This is a genomic window from Lacticaseibacillus parakribbianus, assembly GCF_025490915.1.
GTDB lineage: Bacteria > Bacillota > Bacilli > Lactobacillales > Lactobacillaceae > Lacticaseibacillus > Lacticaseibacillus parakribbianus.
The window spans coordinates 23201-37686 of sequence record NZ_JANQBA010000019.1; the positions used below are offsets into that span (position 1 = coordinate 23201).

General features: G+C 61.8%; 10 protein-coding genes and 1 pseudogene. 5 read left to right on the plus strand and 6 right to left on the minus strand.

Annotated elements, in window-relative coordinates:
- Nucleotides 1-75 precede the first annotated feature (75 nt).
- The 6 genes and pseudogenes from gyrA to dnaA all read right to left on the minus strand — a co-directional run bounded on the left by gyrA (nucleotide 76) and on the right by dnaA (nucleotide 10530).
- The gene (gyrA, locus tag NUH19_RS12360; protein WP_262316855.1) at nucleotides 76-2826 is read right to left on the minus strand and encodes a DNA gyrase subunit A; all 2751 of its coding nucleotides are present in this window, start codon (nucleotides 2824-2826) and stop codon (nucleotides 76-78) included.
- 435 nt (nucleotides 2827-3261) lie between these two features.
- Complete coding sequence (gene gyrB, locus NUH19_RS12365) at nucleotides 3262-5244, minus strand: DNA topoisomerase (ATP-hydrolyzing) subunit B (protein WP_420844692.1); 1983 nt, start codon at nucleotides 5242-5244, stop codon at nucleotides 3262-3264.
- A gap of 622 nt (nucleotides 5245-5866) precedes the next feature.
- Nucleotides 5867-6970 (minus strand): annotated as a pseudogene (recF, locus tag NUH19_RS12370) (DNA replication/repair protein RecF); the annotation flags it as partial.
- Entirely contained in the window at nucleotides 6967-7185 is a 219-nt protein-coding gene (yaaA, locus tag NUH19_RS12375) for a S4 domain-containing protein YaaA (RefSeq protein ID WP_262316856.1), read from the minus strand. The pseudogene recF and the gene yaaA, both read right to left, overlap by 4 nt.
- Before the next feature lie 582 nt (nucleotides 7186-7767).
- The gene (dnaN, locus tag NUH19_RS12380; protein ID WP_262316857.1) at nucleotides 7768-8907 is read right to left on the minus strand and encodes a DNA polymerase III subunit beta; all 1140 of its coding nucleotides are present in this window, start codon (nucleotides 8905-8907) and stop codon (nucleotides 7768-7770) included.
- A gap of 279 nt (nucleotides 8908-9186) precedes the next feature.
- Nucleotides 9187-10530, minus strand: coding sequence for a chromosomal replication initiator protein DnaA (gene dnaA / locus NUH19_RS12385; protein ID WP_262316858.1), 1344 nt, complete (start codon nucleotides 10528-10530; stop codon nucleotides 9187-9189).
- A gap of 565 nt (nucleotides 10531-11095) precedes the next feature.
- Between dnaA and rpmH the strand changes: the two genes are divergently transcribed.
- The 5 genes from rpmH (at nucleotide 11096) to NUH19_RS12410 (ending at nucleotide 14363) form a co-directional block, all read left to right on the plus strand.
- Nucleotides 11096-11236, plus strand: a complete 141-nt coding sequence (gene rpmH / locus NUH19_RS12390) for a 50S ribosomal protein L34 (RefSeq protein WP_003568442.1) — start codon at nucleotides 11096-11098, stop codon at nucleotides 11234-11236.
- Between the two features lie 559 nt (nucleotides 11237-11795).
- Nucleotides 11796-12152, plus strand: a complete 357-nt coding sequence (rnpA, locus tag NUH19_RS12395; protein ID WP_262316859.1) for a ribonuclease P protein component — start codon at nucleotides 11796-11798, stop codon at nucleotides 12150-12152.
- 112 nt (nucleotides 12153-12264) lie between these two features.
- Nucleotides 12265-13053, plus strand: coding sequence for a membrane protein insertase YidC (locus NUH19_RS12400; protein ID WP_262316864.1), 789 nt, complete (start codon nucleotides 12265-12267; stop codon nucleotides 13051-13053).
- A 46-nt stretch (nucleotides 13054-13099) separates the two neighbouring features.
- Nucleotides 13100-13864 carry an RNA-binding cell elongation regulator Jag/EloR gene (gene jag / locus NUH19_RS12405; protein WP_262316860.1) on the plus strand — a complete coding sequence of 255 codons (765 nt, stop codon included), beginning with the start codon at nucleotides 13100-13102 and terminating at the stop codon, nucleotides 13862-13864.
- 337 nt (nucleotides 13865-14201) lie between these two features.
- Nucleotides 14202-14363 carry an LPXTG cell wall anchor domain-containing protein gene (locus tag NUH19_RS12410; RefSeq protein WP_262316861.1) on the plus strand — a complete coding sequence of 54 codons (162 nt, stop codon included), beginning with the start codon at nucleotides 14202-14204 and terminating at the stop codon, nucleotides 14361-14363.
- The last annotated feature ends 123 nt before the right edge of the window (nucleotides 14364-14486 follow it).

Below are 14486 nucleotides of genomic sequence, written 5' to 3' on the forward strand. Positions count from 1 at the left end.
GGTTCCTGTCAAAAAGGGTCAGACCCGCCACTGGCGAACCCGACCCCAAAGTTACGCCCCGCAGTGGGGTCTCAGTTATTCCGCATCGTTGTCCGAGTCGTCGGTGGCGTCCGAGTCGTCGGCGTTACCGGCCGCGTCGCCAGCCGCTTGGTCGGCTTGGTCGGCCGCGGCGCGGTTCAGCAGCTCGCTCAGCTGCGCGTCGGCGTTGCCGGCCGGCGCCGCTGCGCTGCCTGCGGCGTCGGTTGCCCCGGCGACGGTTGCGCCTTGATCGGCGGTTGCGCCGGTCTGAACGGTGCTGCCGGTTGCGCCGGCGGTCCCAGTGGCGGTGGCGTTTTGGCTGCCGTCAGCACTTGGTTCCGCGTCGGCTGCGGTCGTCGGCTCCGGTTCGTCCGGTTCCGGCTCAACCTTGGCCATGGTCGCGACCTTGGCGCCGTCATCCACGCGGATCAGGCGAACGCCCAGCGTCGCGCGACCGGTTTGGCTGACGGTGTCGATGTTGAAGCGAATCATGACGCCGGAGTCGGTCATCACCATGATGTCGGTGTCGCCGTCAATCGTGGCGACGCCGGCCAGCGGCCCGTTTTTCTCCGTGATGTTGGCGGTCTTGATGCCCTTGCCGCCGCGGCCCTTGATCGGGTACTCGGAGGCCGGGGTGCGTTTGCCGTAGCCGTTCTCGGAGATGACGAAGACCTCCGCATCGGGCTTGAGCACGTCGGAGCCGACCACGTAGTCGCCTTCGCGCAGGCGAACGCCGCGAACGCCGGTCGCGGTGCGGCCCATGCTGCGAACGTCCTCCTCCTTGAAGGTGACGGAGTAGCCCAGGTGGGTGCCGATGAACAGGGTGTCGTCGCCGCTGGTCGGGATTACCCGGCTGAGCTCGTCGTCTTCCTTCATGTTCAGGGCGATCAGGCCGTTCTTGCGAATGTTGTAAAAATCACTGACCGGGGTGCGTTTGACCAGGCCGTTTTTGGTGACGAAGAACAGGAACTTCTCGTCCGTCGCGCCGCCCGGGGTGACGTTGATGATGGTCTGGATCTTCTCGTTGTTGGCGATGCCCAGCAGGTTGATGATCGGGATGCCCTTGGCCGTGCGGCTATACTCGGGAATCTCGTAACCCTTGCTGCGGTAGACCTTGCCGGCGTTGGTGAAGAATAGCAAGACGTCGTGGGTCGAGGTCGAGACGATGTGCTCGACGAAGTCATCGTCGTGGACGCCCATCCCCTGCAGGCCGCGGCCGCCGCGGTTTTGCGTCTTGAACTCGCTGGCCGGCAGGCGCTTGACGTAGCCGTTGTGGGTCAGCGTGATGACGACGTTCTCCTCTTCGATCAGGTCCTCGTCTTCGATGTTCAGGTCCTCGCCGACCAGAAGCTCGGTGCGGCGCTTGTCGCCGAACTTGCGCTGGATTTCCAGCAGCTCGTCGTAGATGATCTGGTGAACGCGTTCCGGCTTGGCCAAAATGTCCTTGTAATCGGCGATTGCGGCCTGAACGTCTTGGAACTCGTTTTCAACCTTCTCGCGTTCCAGACCGGTCAGGCGAACCAGGCGCATGTCGAGAATGGCCTGGCTTTGCTTGTCGGACAGCTGGTACTTGTCCATCAAGATGACCTTGGCCTTGTCGCCGGTTTCGCTGGAGCGGATGATGCTGATGATCGCGTCGATGTGGTCCAGCGCAATTTTCAAGCCTTCCAGAATGTGGGCCCGGGCCTCGGCCTTCTTGAGGTCGAACTGGGTCCGGCGCCGGATGACCTGTTCCTGGTGTTCCAGGTAGTAGGTCAGGATTGCCTTGAGGCTCAGGGTCTTGGGGGCCCCGTTGACGATGGCGACCATGTTGAAGGAAAAACCGGTCTGCAAAGGCGTCAGCTTGAACAGGTTGTTCAAAACGACGGTCGCGGAAATGTCGCGCCGCACGTCGATTGTGATGCGCATCCCTTCACGATCAGACTCATCGTTCAGGTCGGTGATGCCTTCGATCTTCTTCTCCCGGGCGAGCTCGGCGATGCGTTCCACCAGCTTGGCCTTGTTGACCATGTACGGGATCTCGGTGACGATGATGCGTTCGCGGCCGTTCTTCTCCGTTTGGATCTCGGTTTTGGCGCGAACGGTGATCACACCCTTGCCGGTTTCGTAGGCGCGGCGAATGCCGGACTTGCCCAGCACCAGGCCGCCGGTCGGAAAGTCCGGCCCCGGCAAGGCGCTCATCAGGTCCAGCGTCGTGGCGTCCGGGTTGTCCATCAGAATGTGCAAAGCGGAGATGACCTCCGCCATGTTGTGCGGCGGAATGTTGGTGGTCATCCCCACCGCGATGCCGGTGGCGCCGTTGACTAAGAGGTTGGGAAAACGGGCCGGCAGCACGACCGGTTCTTTTTCCGTGCCGTCGTAGTTGTCCTGGTAGTCGATGGTGTCCTTGTTGATGTCGCGCAGCATCTCCATGGTGATGCGGCTCATCCGCGCCTCGGTGTAACGCATCGCGGCGGCGCCGTCGCCGTCGACGGAGCCGAAGTTCCCGTGCCCGTCGACCAGCATGTAGCGGTAGGAGAAGTCCTGCGCCATTCGCACCATGCCTTCGTAGATCGAGGAGTCACCGTGGGGGTGGTACTTCCCCATGACGTCCCCGACGATGCGGGCGGACTTCTTGTAAGGCTTGTCGGGGGTGACCCCCAGCTCGTTCATCCCGTACAGAATCCGGCGTTGCACCGGCTTGAGGCCGTCGCGAACATCCGGCAGGGCCCGGGCCACGATGACACTCATCGCGTACTCGAGAAACGAGGTCTTCATCGTTTTGGCCAGATTGACTGTCGTAATCCGGCTTTCTTGGCGATCGTCCAAAAGAATTATCTCTCCCTTCAGTGAACAACAGCACACGGCGTTGTCCTTGTGTGAAGCTTGGCAGTTTCAGTGCCAGTGGGTTGCTTTAAATTTCGTGGGTGGTGGTCGAGGTCGCGAGCTACGGAGCCCGTTACATTGCGGCTAAGAGGCGACCGCCGTGACGGGCGGCAGGCAAGCGCCGCGCGACTGATTCCGAACATCGGTCTCACGTCGCGATATGCCCACGCGGTTGTAGTCAGAAACCCGACTCACGAAGGCTTCCGCAACGCTTCAGACCTCTGCAGGCCAGCGCCAAAGCCCGGCGCAGCCGCTCTCGTCGAGCTCCGGGCCGCAACGCGGGAACGCCTAGCTACGCCGCGCCACTCGGGCCAAGTTCGGGCCCAAGTGCCACGGCTAGGCTAGTCGTCCCGCTAAAAACGCGGCCCTCCGCTCTGGTTATGCATCAATATTTTTCGCGTCCACGTACACGGCGTTGTCTTCGATGAATTGGCGGCGAGGGCCGACCGCGTCGCCCATCAGCATGTCAAAGATGCCATCGGCGCTTTCCGCGTCCTCGGGCGACACGCGCAGCAGGCGGCGCTTGTCCGGATCCATGGTCGTCTCCCACAACTGGGAGGCGTCCATTTCCCCGAGCCCTTTGTACCGCTGGATTTCCGGCTTCGGGCTCGGCGGCAGCTGACCGATCACTTCGGCCAGCTCCTCGTCGGAGTCGATGTAGCGCAGCATTTTACCCTGGCGAATCCGGTACAGCGGCGGCTGGGCGATGTAGACGTAGCCGGCATCCAGAAGCGGCCGCATGTAGCGGTAGATCAAAGTCAACAGCAGCGTCCGGATGTGGGCGCCGTCGACGTCGGCATCGGTCATGATGATCAGCTTGTGGTACCGCGCCTTGCCGACGTCGAACTCGTCACCAAAGCCCGTGCCCATCGCGGTGAACAGGGTGCGGATTTCCTCGTTGGCCAAAATGCGCTCCATCGAGGCCTTCTCGACGTTCAGGATCTTGCCGCGAATCGGCAGGATTGCCTGGGTCAGGCGGGAGCGGCCGGACTTGGCGGAGCCACCGGCGGAATCCCCCTCGACGATGAACAGCTCGGAAATCTCGGGGTCCTTGCTGGAATTGTCGGCCAGCTTGCCCGGCAGGTTGGAAATTTCCAGGCCGGACTTCTTGCGGGTCGCCTCACGCGCCCGTTTGGCGGCGGCCCGGGCCTTGCTGGCCATCATCGCCTTGTCGACGATCTGCTTGGCCTCGGTCGGGTGCTCCATCAGGTACTTGTTAAAGTGTTCGGAAAAGGCGCGGTCGGTGACGGCCCGGGCGTCGGCGTTGCCCAGCTTGGTCTTGGTCTGCCCCTCGAACTGCGGATCCGGGTGCTTAACCGAGACCACGGCGGTCATGCCTTCACGCACATCCTCGCCGGACAGCGAGTCGTCGTTCTCCTTCAAGGCGCCGGACTTCCTGGCGTAATCGTTGATGATGCGCGTCAGGGCCGTTTTGAACCCCGTCTCGTGGGTCCCGCCTTCGTAGGTGTGAATGTTGTTGGCGAAGGTCATCAGCGTTGAGTTATAGCCGTTGACCGAGTACTGCAGCGCGACCTCGACGGTGATGCCGTTGGCCTGGCCCTCGACGTAAATCGGCTCCTCGAGCAGGTTGTCCTTGCTCTTGTCGAGGAAGGCGACGTACTCCTTGATGCCGCCTTCGTAGTGGAAAATTTTCTTCTCGGCGGTGTCGGCACGCTTGTCCGTGAAGGTCAGGCGCAGCCCCTTGTTCAGGAAGGCCAGCTCGCGGATGCGCTGGGTCAGGATTTTGTCATCGTAAACCGTGGTCTCGGTGAAAATGTCCGGGTCCGGCACAAAATGAACCTTGGTGCCGTGGGCATGCTCCGGGGCGTCGCCGATCACCTTCATCGGCGTCTTCACCTTGCCGCGGGTGAAGTCCATGTAGTAGTACTTGCCGCCGTGGCTGACGGTGACGTCCAGGCTGGTCGACAACGCGTTGACGACGCTGGCGCCGACCCCGTGCAGGCCGCCGGAGACCTTGTACCCGCCACCGCCGAACTTACCGCCGGCGTGAAGAATGGTGAAAACCGTCTCAAGCGCCGGGCGACCGGTCTGCTTCTGAATGTCGACCGGAATCCCACGCCCGTTATCGAAGACGGTGATGGAGTTGTCGGGCTCGACGGAGACGTTGATCTCGTCGGCAAAACCGGCCAGCGCCTCGTCGATCCCGTTATCGATGATTTCCCAGACCAGGTGGTGAAGCCCCTGAACCGAGGTCGAGCCGATGTACATCCCAGGGCGCTTGCGAACGGCCTCGAGTCCTTCCAGCACCTGAATCTGGCTGGCGTCGTATTCGGCGGCCAGCTTCTCTTTCTTTTCTTCCGCGGCGGTTTCGTCAACCGGCGCTTGGGCTTGCGCCGTCAGGTCATCTGACGCGGTTGCTTGCAAGTCTTTGTCTTCTTGATCGGACAATGGGAATCCTCCTTCAGAGCGTGGAACCGAGCGCTTAGCCGACCGGCCAGCGTAAGGCTGGGCGTTGGGCCGCACTTTAGCCCGGCGTCTGGCCTTAGCTGGCCGCGCCGGCGACACTCGGTGGAACGCGTTTAGTTGAGAGCGTGAAACGCCGCGCATGCGCGGGACGGGTAGCCTAGCCGTGGCGCTTGGGACCTGCACTTGGTCCCGAGTGACGCGGCGTAGCTAGCCGCTCCCGCGTTGCGGCGGGGAGCGCGTTTAGCGCGTGGAACCGCGCTTAGCCGACCGGCCAGCGTGAGCGGCCAATCCGGCACTGCGCGTTATCGCGTGATGATGATTGCTTCCATGCATTAATTTATGTTTCGTCTGAGTCGGGCGCCGACCCCGGCTGCGGCGCAGCCGGCGTCTGGTCCGGTTCGGCCTCGGACCCATCCGACTGATCGGCAGCGACCGCATCCGTGGCCGGTGCCGCCGCACCACGCGCCGCGGCCAGGGCGGCCGCCGCATTCTCCGTGGCGTCGCTGCCGCGCGGCTGGGTGGCGATGGTGGCGGCCGCATCCCCGCTCACCGCCGTCAGCTCGCCGCTGGCGACGCGAAAGACCGCCGGTGCGGCGATTATTTCCCGGGCAATACCGTCCAGGCTGGTGGTGGTGAGGAAGGTCTGCACCTTGTTTTGGATTGCCTTCAGCAGGTGGGTCTGGCGGTCGTCGTCGAGCTCCGACAGCACGTCGTCCAAAAGCAGCACCGGGTACTCGCCGGTGTTAGCCTTCATCAGGTCGATCTCGGCCAGCTTGACGGCCAGCGCGGTGGTGCGTTGCTGGCCCTGGCTGCCGAAGCTCGCGACGTCCTTGCCGTTGACCACGAAGGCCACGTCGTCTCGGTGCGGTCCGACCAGGGTCGTGCCCTGCTCGATCTCGCGGTCCTTGTGGCTCGCCAGCAGCTCGCGCAGGGCCTGGTAGGCCGCCTCGGTGCTGTCGCGCCGGTCGGCCGGCACCTGCGTCTGGTAGGCGAAGGTCAAGTCCTCCGCCCCCTTGGTGATGCCTCGGTGGATGACCGCGGCGAAGTCGGCCATTTGGGCCAACAGCGCCTCCCGGGCGACCACAATCTCGGCGCCGAACGCCGCGAGCTGGTCGGACAGCACATCGAGGAACACGCGGTCCTTGGCCTGGTGGAACTTTAGCTGCTTGAGGTAGGCGTTGCGCTGGCGCAGCATCGTGCGGTACTGGCTCAGGTTGTACAGGTACTTGGCGCTCATCTGCCCGAACTCCATGTCGATGAAGCGCCGCCGCGTCGCCGGGCTGCCCTTGACGATGGCCAGGTCCTCCGGCGCGAACAGCACGACGTTGAGCTTGCCGAGGTACTGCGACAGCTTGGGCTGCTCGATGCGGTTGACCCGGGCCTTCTTGCCGGCCTTGGCCACCACCAGCTCGAGGGCGTCGCTGCCGGTTGCGCGAACCACGGTGCCCTCGATTTTGGCAAAATCGGCGCCGAAGCGAATCAGCTCACGGTCGTTGCTGGTGCGGTGGCTCCGCGCTAACGCCAGCACGTACACCGCCTCCAGCAGGTTGGTTTTGCCTTGCGCGTTCGCCCCGATCAAGACGTTGATTTGCGGGGAGAAGGCGACGTCAAGCGCCGGGTAGTTGCGGTAGTCGCGCAGCCTGAGCCGCTCGAGTCTCACTTAGACCGCTTCACGGTGAACGCCGCGCCGTCCGGCAGGGTCACCACGTCGCCGGGTGCGAGCTTGCGACCGCGCCGGTCGTCCGCTTCGCCGTTGACCTGGACCTTGTTTTCCTTCAAAAACCACTTGGCCGCCCCACCGGAATCGATCACGCCGGCGTCTTTCAGTAACTGCCCCAGCGTGATGGTTTCGGTTGTGATCGAAACTTCGTTCATCGTTGCCACTCCTTTGGCGCTAAATGTTAAACACAGCGTTTACCTATATATTATACATTTTTTTGCGTGTCTCGACAACGGAATTTGGGCGTCAAACGCGTTCTAAGCGATTTTTAGTTGCGGCCGGTCCCCGGTCCCGGAACCGGCCAAAATTCCCCAAAACGTCCATCTGCGCCTAAAATCGCCTGCCGGCCAAAAAATCGGCCCGGCAAACCGCGTGAAAATCGCCTTGCAAGGCCGACGCCTCCGCTAGCCACCGCGAAGGCTGCGAGCCGCCACGCGGGGCCCGAACCCGCAGCCGGCACGGCACCAAAAAAGGCGGCCGCTGGCGCGACCGCCCGACTCGCCTAGCTGCGAGCCCACTTGATTAAGAGCCTGATCAACGCATACGCGACCGCCACCACCAGCACCCCGATGATTACGGTGAAGGCCGCATCGCCCCAGTCAATCGCTGCCAATTCCGTCATGCGCATCCTCCCGTCTCGAATCACCGCCTATTTTACGCCGCCGGCCAGGGGGCGGCAAGCCGTCCGCTTCCGAAACAATAAAAAAACACGCCATAAGCGTGCTTTTTTATTGCAATCAGTAGGTTCTAACCGGCGTGATCAGCTGAATGAAGTGGTCCTTGTCCTCGGACGGCACCAGGGTGAACGGCCGCAGCGGGGCGGTGAAGTTCACCGCAATCACCGTTTGGCCCAGGCCCTGCAGCGCATCCTTCATGTAATCCGGGTTGAAGGAGATCTCCAGGTCGTCGCCGGTCAGGCTTTCGAAGTGCAGGTCTTCCTCGACGTTGCCGACCTCCGGGGAGTTGCCGTAGATCGTGGCCTTTTGCCCGGCCACGTCCAGGTTCAGGCGAACCACGTTATTGGCGCTTTCGTGGCTCAGCAGGCTGGCGCGTTGAATCGCCGCCAGCAGGCCGTTGGCGGTGAACTCGGCCGTCGTGGTCGAGCTGGTCGGAATCAGGCGGCTGGTGTCCGGGTAGTTGCCTTCGAGCAGCCGGGAGTAAAACGCGGTGGCGCCGGCCAGGAAAAGCACCTGGTTGTCGGCGAAGCGGATCTCGACTTGCTTGATGTCGTCGGTCAGCGTCCGGGACAGCTCGACCAGGCTCTTGCCCGGCACGATGACGTCGAAGTCGGCGTCTTGGGCGGCCGGCAGCGCGATGGTGCGTTGCGCCAGGCGGTGCGAGTCGGTGGCCACGGCGACCAGCTCCCCGTTGTCAATCTGGATGTGAACCCCGGTCAGGATCGGCCGGCTCTCCTGGTTGGACACGGCGATGACGGTTTGGCCGATCAGCTCCTTCAAGACGGCGGCGTCCAGCACCAGCGGGTGGTCGGAGACGATCTCCGGCAGGTGCGGGTAGTTGTTGGCGTCCAGGCCGTTGATGGTGAACTCGGACGAGCCGGAGGTGATCACGGTCTGGAAGTTGTCCTGCACGTCCAGCGTCATGGTTTGCTCGGGCAGGCGCTTCACAATGTCGGTGAAGAAGCGGGCGGGCAAAACGATGCTGCCGGTGGATTCGATCTGCAAGTCGTTGGTCTCGGCGGTCGCGTCGATGCGCGACTCAATGGAGATGTCGGCGTCGCTGCCGGTCAGCACCAGCGCCTCATCGGACAGCACCAGCTTCAGACCGGTCAGAATCGGAATCGTGGTTTTGCTGGTGATGGCGCGTGACACGTCGTTGAGCGTCTTGATGAAAGTTGAGCGAGTAATCGTGAATTTCATAGCGGACCTCCTGGTGGTCGTGTATAGATATTAGGTCTTTAAGTAATAGTAGTAGGGCCTGTGGGTTCTGTGGATAACTCGCAAAACGGCGCGAGCTCACACTTATCCCCCTGTGGATAACGGGAACGGATAAGTCGGCCGGATTCGTTGAGTTGTCCACACTGGCCAAAACGCGGTGGGTGGTCCGGCGGGGCGTGGCGCCTGGTCGCCGCGACGCAATGGCGCGTGGGTCGCAGCCGCTGGCGCCGCTTGGGCGCGGTTCCCCCTACCGGCCGGCGGTCACCCGCGGTTTTTCAGCCGGTTCTTCAGCTCGATCACCTGCGACTTGAGGTCGGCGTCGGCCGAAATCTCCGCGGTGATTTTCTCATGGGCGTGAATGACGGTCGTGTGGTCCTTGCCGCCGAACTCCGAGCCGATTTTGGGCAGCGAGTTGTCCGTCATTTCCCGGGCCAAGTACATCGCAATCTGGCGCGGTATGACGATTTGCTTCACGCGCTTTTTCCCCTTCAGGTCCGAAATCGTGATGTGGTAGTACTTGGCGACCACGTCTTGGATGTGGTTGATTGACAGCGCCGCGTCCTTGTCGTCGATCTTGAGGCTCTTCAAGGCGTCGGCGGCCAAAGACGTGGTGATGTCGGCGTGGTTCATCGCGGCGAAGGCCTGAACCCGCACCAAGGCGCCTTCCAGCTCCCGAACGTTGGAGTCGATCTGCCCGGCGATGTAAGACAGCGTGTCGTCTGGAATCACCAGCTGCTCGGCGTTGGCCTTGTTGCGCAAAATGGCGATGCGGGTCTCTAGGTCCGGCGGCGTGACGTCGACGGACAGCCCCCACTTAAAGCGCGACACCAGCCGCTCTTCGAGCTTGGGAATCTCGTTGGGCAGGCGGTCGGAGGTCAGCACGATCTGCTTTTTGTCCTCGTACAGCGCGTTGAAGGTGTGGAAGAACTCCTCTTGCGTCTGCTCCTTGTTGCCGAGAAACTGGATGTCGTCGACCAACAGCAGGTCGACGTTGCGGTACTCCTGGCGGAACTGCTCGGTGCCGTTGGTGCGAAGCGCGTTGATGAAGTCGTTGGTGAAGGCCTCGGAGGTGACGTACTTCACGTTGGCCTCCGGGTGGTACTGCAGCAGCTGGTGGCCGATCGCCTGCATCAGGTGGGTTTTGCCCAGCCCCACGCCGCCGTACAAAAACAGCGGGTTGTAAAGCTTGCCGGGCTCCTCGGACACCACTAAGGCCGCGGCATGCGCCATCTGGTTGCCCTTGCCGGTGACGAACGTCTCGAACGTGTACTTACTATTGAGGTGCGTCGGCGCCTTGAAGGTCGGCACCGGATTGGTCGCCTGAGTCGGCGCGACCTCGGGTTCCGGCACCGGATTGTCGCCGATCAGCTTGATCAGCGGCTGAATCTCGAGGTTCTTGTACCCGTAGCTCCACTCCACGACCTTGGTGACGAGGTTGGCCTCCCAGTAAGACTTGTGGTAAGGCGTCGGCACCCCGATCACCAGGGTGTGACCGTTCAGGCTCAGCGGCTTGGCGGCCTCGATCCAGGTGTTGAAGCTGACCTGGACCAGGTCGTCGCGGAATTTATTTACGAGGTACGCCCATAATTCGTCTAATGATGGCACCCCAAAGCCCCCTTCGTGTCAAAATTCCCGGCATGCATAAATATTCACGCGGTTAGATGCCGCCATGCAGTTAGGGATCGCAAGCCTAAGTTTAGCATTTTGTCAGAAAGTTTTCCACAAGTAAGACGTATATCCACAGCTGGGGAAAAATAGTCGGCAGGTTGTCGACAAAGCTGGTGATAAGTTTTCCACAAGGGTGTGAACGACTTGGCGACACCCTCGTTCATCTGGGGTTATCCACAAGCTGGCTGTGAAACTAAGCCGCAACACAATGCGTGTTTCACACGTTATCAACAGTCAAAATCACACCTGTGGATAATCACAATCACCGGCTGTGAACTTCCGGACAACTCGGGAAAAGCCTGTGATTAGTTTCAGCAACGCCCAGCAACCGGCCACAAATTATCCACAGCTTTTCCGCCTTTTTCACAAAATCTGTGGATAAGATTGCCGCGGCTTTTTTGCAAACCGGCTTGACGCCGCGGGGTGCGGTCCGTATAATGGGAAGATGTTTGAATGACAATACGTTACTGAAAATAGTAATCGATAAACAGGAGGTGTCCTTATGACCACCAAGCGTACTTTCCAACCTAAGAAGCGTCACCGCGAACGCGTTCACGGCTTCATGAAGCGGATGAGCACCAAGAACGGCCGTAAAGTTTTGGCTCGTCGTCGCGCTAAGGGACGTAAAGTATTATCCGCCTAACAACCCACTGACCGCGGTCAGTGGTTTTTTTTTGCAGAGGGCAGAGCCGAGCGCTTAGCGGGACGGCTAGCGTAGTCGTGGGCTGCGGCGCTGGGCTTAGCGCCGGAGACCGCGACGCAGCTAGACGCTCCCGCGATGCTCGGCGGCGCCCGTTTAGCGCAGAGGGCAGAGCCGCGGCGGTCTTAGCAGGACGGGTGGCCTAGCCCCGGGGGCTGGGACCTGTACTTGGCCCCAGTCACCGGGGCGTCGCCAGCCGTTCCTGCGTTGCCGCGCGGCGCCCGTTTAGCGCAGAGCGTGGAAAGCCGCGGGTAGCGCAGCCCGGCTCCTGGGGAATTCGCGCCCCGGCTCAGCCGGCCTACGCATGATCCGCAGCCGGGCACCTTCGCCCGTCACCTGCTAGGCAACAAAACGGCGCCAAGGCGCTAGGGTCGGGCCGCTTTTTTGCGCCAGGCGCCACTTAGGCTTGCTTGGCACTGCACATACATAGGAAATTGCCGGTTTCAGGTGCGTCGACTGACCGAGTCTTGTATACTTAAGAACAGATTGTGAGGGAGCGTTATTGCGTAAATCGTACCGAATCAAAAAAGAAGATGAGTTTCAGCGCGTGTTCGATCAGGGGGCCTCGGTGGCCAACCGCAACTTCGTGGTTTACCACCTGCCGGCCGATCAGCCACATTTTCGCGTGGGGATTTCCGTGGGCAAAAAAGTTCACCTCCGCGCCGTGGTTCGCAACCGCGTGAAGCGCTACATCCGTCAGTCGCTGCTCGAGCTCAAACCGGACATCGACCCGCAGACGGATTTTCTCGTGATCGCGCGTAAGTCGGCCAAGACGCTCGACATGGCCGGGACCAAGAAGAACCTCGTGCATGTGCTGAGCCTGGCCGGCATCCTGAACGATCACATCGACATCATCTGAGTCTGGGCGGCCTTGCCACCCGGCTTTTGTATACGACGGCGCAACGCGTCGAATGAAAGAGGGAGAATTCGTGAACAAACGCAATACCAAGCGGCTCTTGGTTGTGCTGGGGATGCTGGCCTTGACCGTGTTTCTGACGGCCTGTGGCACCAGCACGGTCACCGCTCACAGCACCAACGTCTGGGACCGCTACGTCATCTACAACGCCGCGCAGTTCATCTTGTGGCTGGCCAAAATCTCCGGCGGCAACGCCGGGGTCGGGATCATCATCTTCACCATCCTGATCCGCATCCTGATCTTCCCGCTGAGCTACATTTCGATTAAGAACATGTCCAAGCAGCAGGAAATCGCGCCGCAGCTCAAGGAACTTCAAAAGAAGTACCGCAGCAAGGACACCGATACCCAGCGCAAGCTGCAGCAGGAGACGCAAAAGCTCTACGCCGCCGAGGGCATCAACCCGGTGATGGGCTGCCTGCCGATTGCCATTCAGATGCCGTTCCTGTTCGCCTTGTACCAGGCGATCTACCGGACACCGGCGCTGAAGGTCGGCCACTTCCTGTGGACCAACCTGGGCCAGCCCGACCCGACTTGGATCCTGCCGATTCTCGCCGCGGTCTTCACGCTTTTGACCAGCTTGACCTCGACTTTGGCCCAGCCGACCCGGACCACCGTGCAGTGGGTCATGGTCGCCGTTTCACCAATCATGATTCTTGCGATGGGCTTCACGTTCCCATCGGCGCTTGCGATTTACTGGGTTGTCACCAACGCCTTTTCACTGGGGCAGACCCTGCTCCTGCAAAACCCGTTCAAGATGAAACGGGCTCGCGACGAGAAGGCCCAAGCCGAGCGCGACCGCAAAAAGGCGCTGCGCAAGGCCTACAAACGCGCGTTGAAGAAGTAGCCAGCGCGGGGCAAGGCAACTTGCCAATGTAAGGAGGATACCACCCATGCCTACTTTTCAAGGGGCAACGATCCAAAAGGCGATAGACGCCGGTCTGGTGACGCTTGGCGTCGCCCGTGAGCAGGTGGCCGTCGAGGTGATCCAGGAGGGCAAGCACGGCTTGTTCGGCCTGGGCCGCCAGCAGGCCATCGTCAACCTGAGCGTGCAGCCGGCCACCGCGGCCAGCCTGCACGCCGATCCCGTGCCGGAAAAGCCGGCGGTCCAGGCCGCACCGGCGCCGGCCGCCGCCAAGCCGGAACACCAGCTGCCACTGCACCACCTGCACGAGGGCAACGGCCTGCACCGCGATGACCAAACCGCCATCGCGCTGGTGCAAAGCTACCTGGAAGACATCACCCGCGAGCTGGGGCTGGCGGCGACCATCGATAACACCCGCGAAGGCGATCAGGTCTGGTTCGATCTGGCCACCGACAAGGAGGCGCTTTTGATCGGCAAGCACGGCAAGATCATCAACGCCATCCAGTACCTGGCCCAAACCGAGTTCAACCACTACGGCAAGTCCAAGTGGACCGTCATGCTGAACGTCGGCGACTACCGCCAGCGCCGCGACGCCGCGGTGCGGCGCCTGGCCGAAAAAAGCGCCAGGGAGGTCGTCGCTCGCGGTGCCAGCGTCTACCTGGACCCGATGCCGTCCTTTGAACGCAAGGCGATCCACGCCACGCTGGCGGATAGCCCGTACGTCGACACGCACTCGGAGGGCACGGACCCGCGGCGCTACGTTGTGGTCACGCCCAAGGGCCGCAGCTTGTAAAATGAATCACTGACTTTGAGAATCCGGGAGGCCGCCGCCGCCCGGATTTTTGGTGTGGGGCCGCACCAGGCGCCGGAGGAACCGGATGCCCGCTCGCAGCCGGTTGCGGTTGCGTTTTAGTTGGGGGAGGCAAGGGGTTCTGGCTGGCAGTCGCCGTGGTCAACTTGCTACACTGAAATTAAGGCGGCCAGGGTGGCCGCACACAACCGACAACCACTGAACGGATGCGCCGACTGCGATTGCGTAAGCTCCGACCGAACGTCGAGGACCACCTCCCGTCTGTGCCGCGCTGCCAGATCACGCCCCGCCCCGTTTGCAACGATGAGGAGGAATTCTGATGTACGGAAATAGCTCGAAGGCCGGCCTCGCCGGCGCCGCTGTGCTGCCCGCGACCGGCGGGGTGATTTCGCCTTGGGTGGCGGTGATCGGCTACGCAGTCTTAGCCGTGACGCTCGTCTCCTTCTTCTTCCTGTGGCGTGCCACCAAGCGCGTTCACTGATGGCGACCGGTGGGGGTACCCACCGGTTTTTTGCTGCTGGGGCACCTGGAAAATGCCGGTGGTGCGGCCTTTGCCGGCGAAAAAACGCGGGCTGAGTCGAATTGTTTGACGCCGAATTGGTCT

What these genes read in the sequence shown, in the direction of transcription:
- yaaA (WP_262316856.1), bottom strand. Translation starts at nt 7,185, where the DNA reads ATGAACGAAGTTTCGATCACAACCGAAACCATCACGCTGGGGCAGTTA.
- NUH19_RS12400 (WP_262316864.1), top strand. Translation starts at nt 12,265, where the DNA reads ATGCTGGCCTTGACCGTGTTTCTGACGGCCTGTGGCACCAGCACGGTC.
- rpmH (WP_003568442.1), top strand. Translation starts at nt 11,096, where the DNA reads ATGACCACCAAGCGTACTTTCCAACCTAAGAAGCGTCACCGCGAACGC.
- jag (WP_262316860.1), top strand. Translation starts at nt 13,100, where the DNA reads ATGCCTACTTTTCAAGGGGCAACGATCCAAAAGGCGATAGACGCCGGT.
- dnaN (WP_262316857.1), bottom strand. Translation starts at nt 8,907, where the DNA reads ATGAAATTCACGATTACTCGCTCAACTTTCATCAAGACGCTCAACGAC.
- NUH19_RS12410 (WP_262316861.1), top strand. Translation starts at nt 14,202, where the DNA reads ATGTACGGAAATAGCTCGAAGGCCGGCCTCGCCGGCGCCGCTGTGCTG.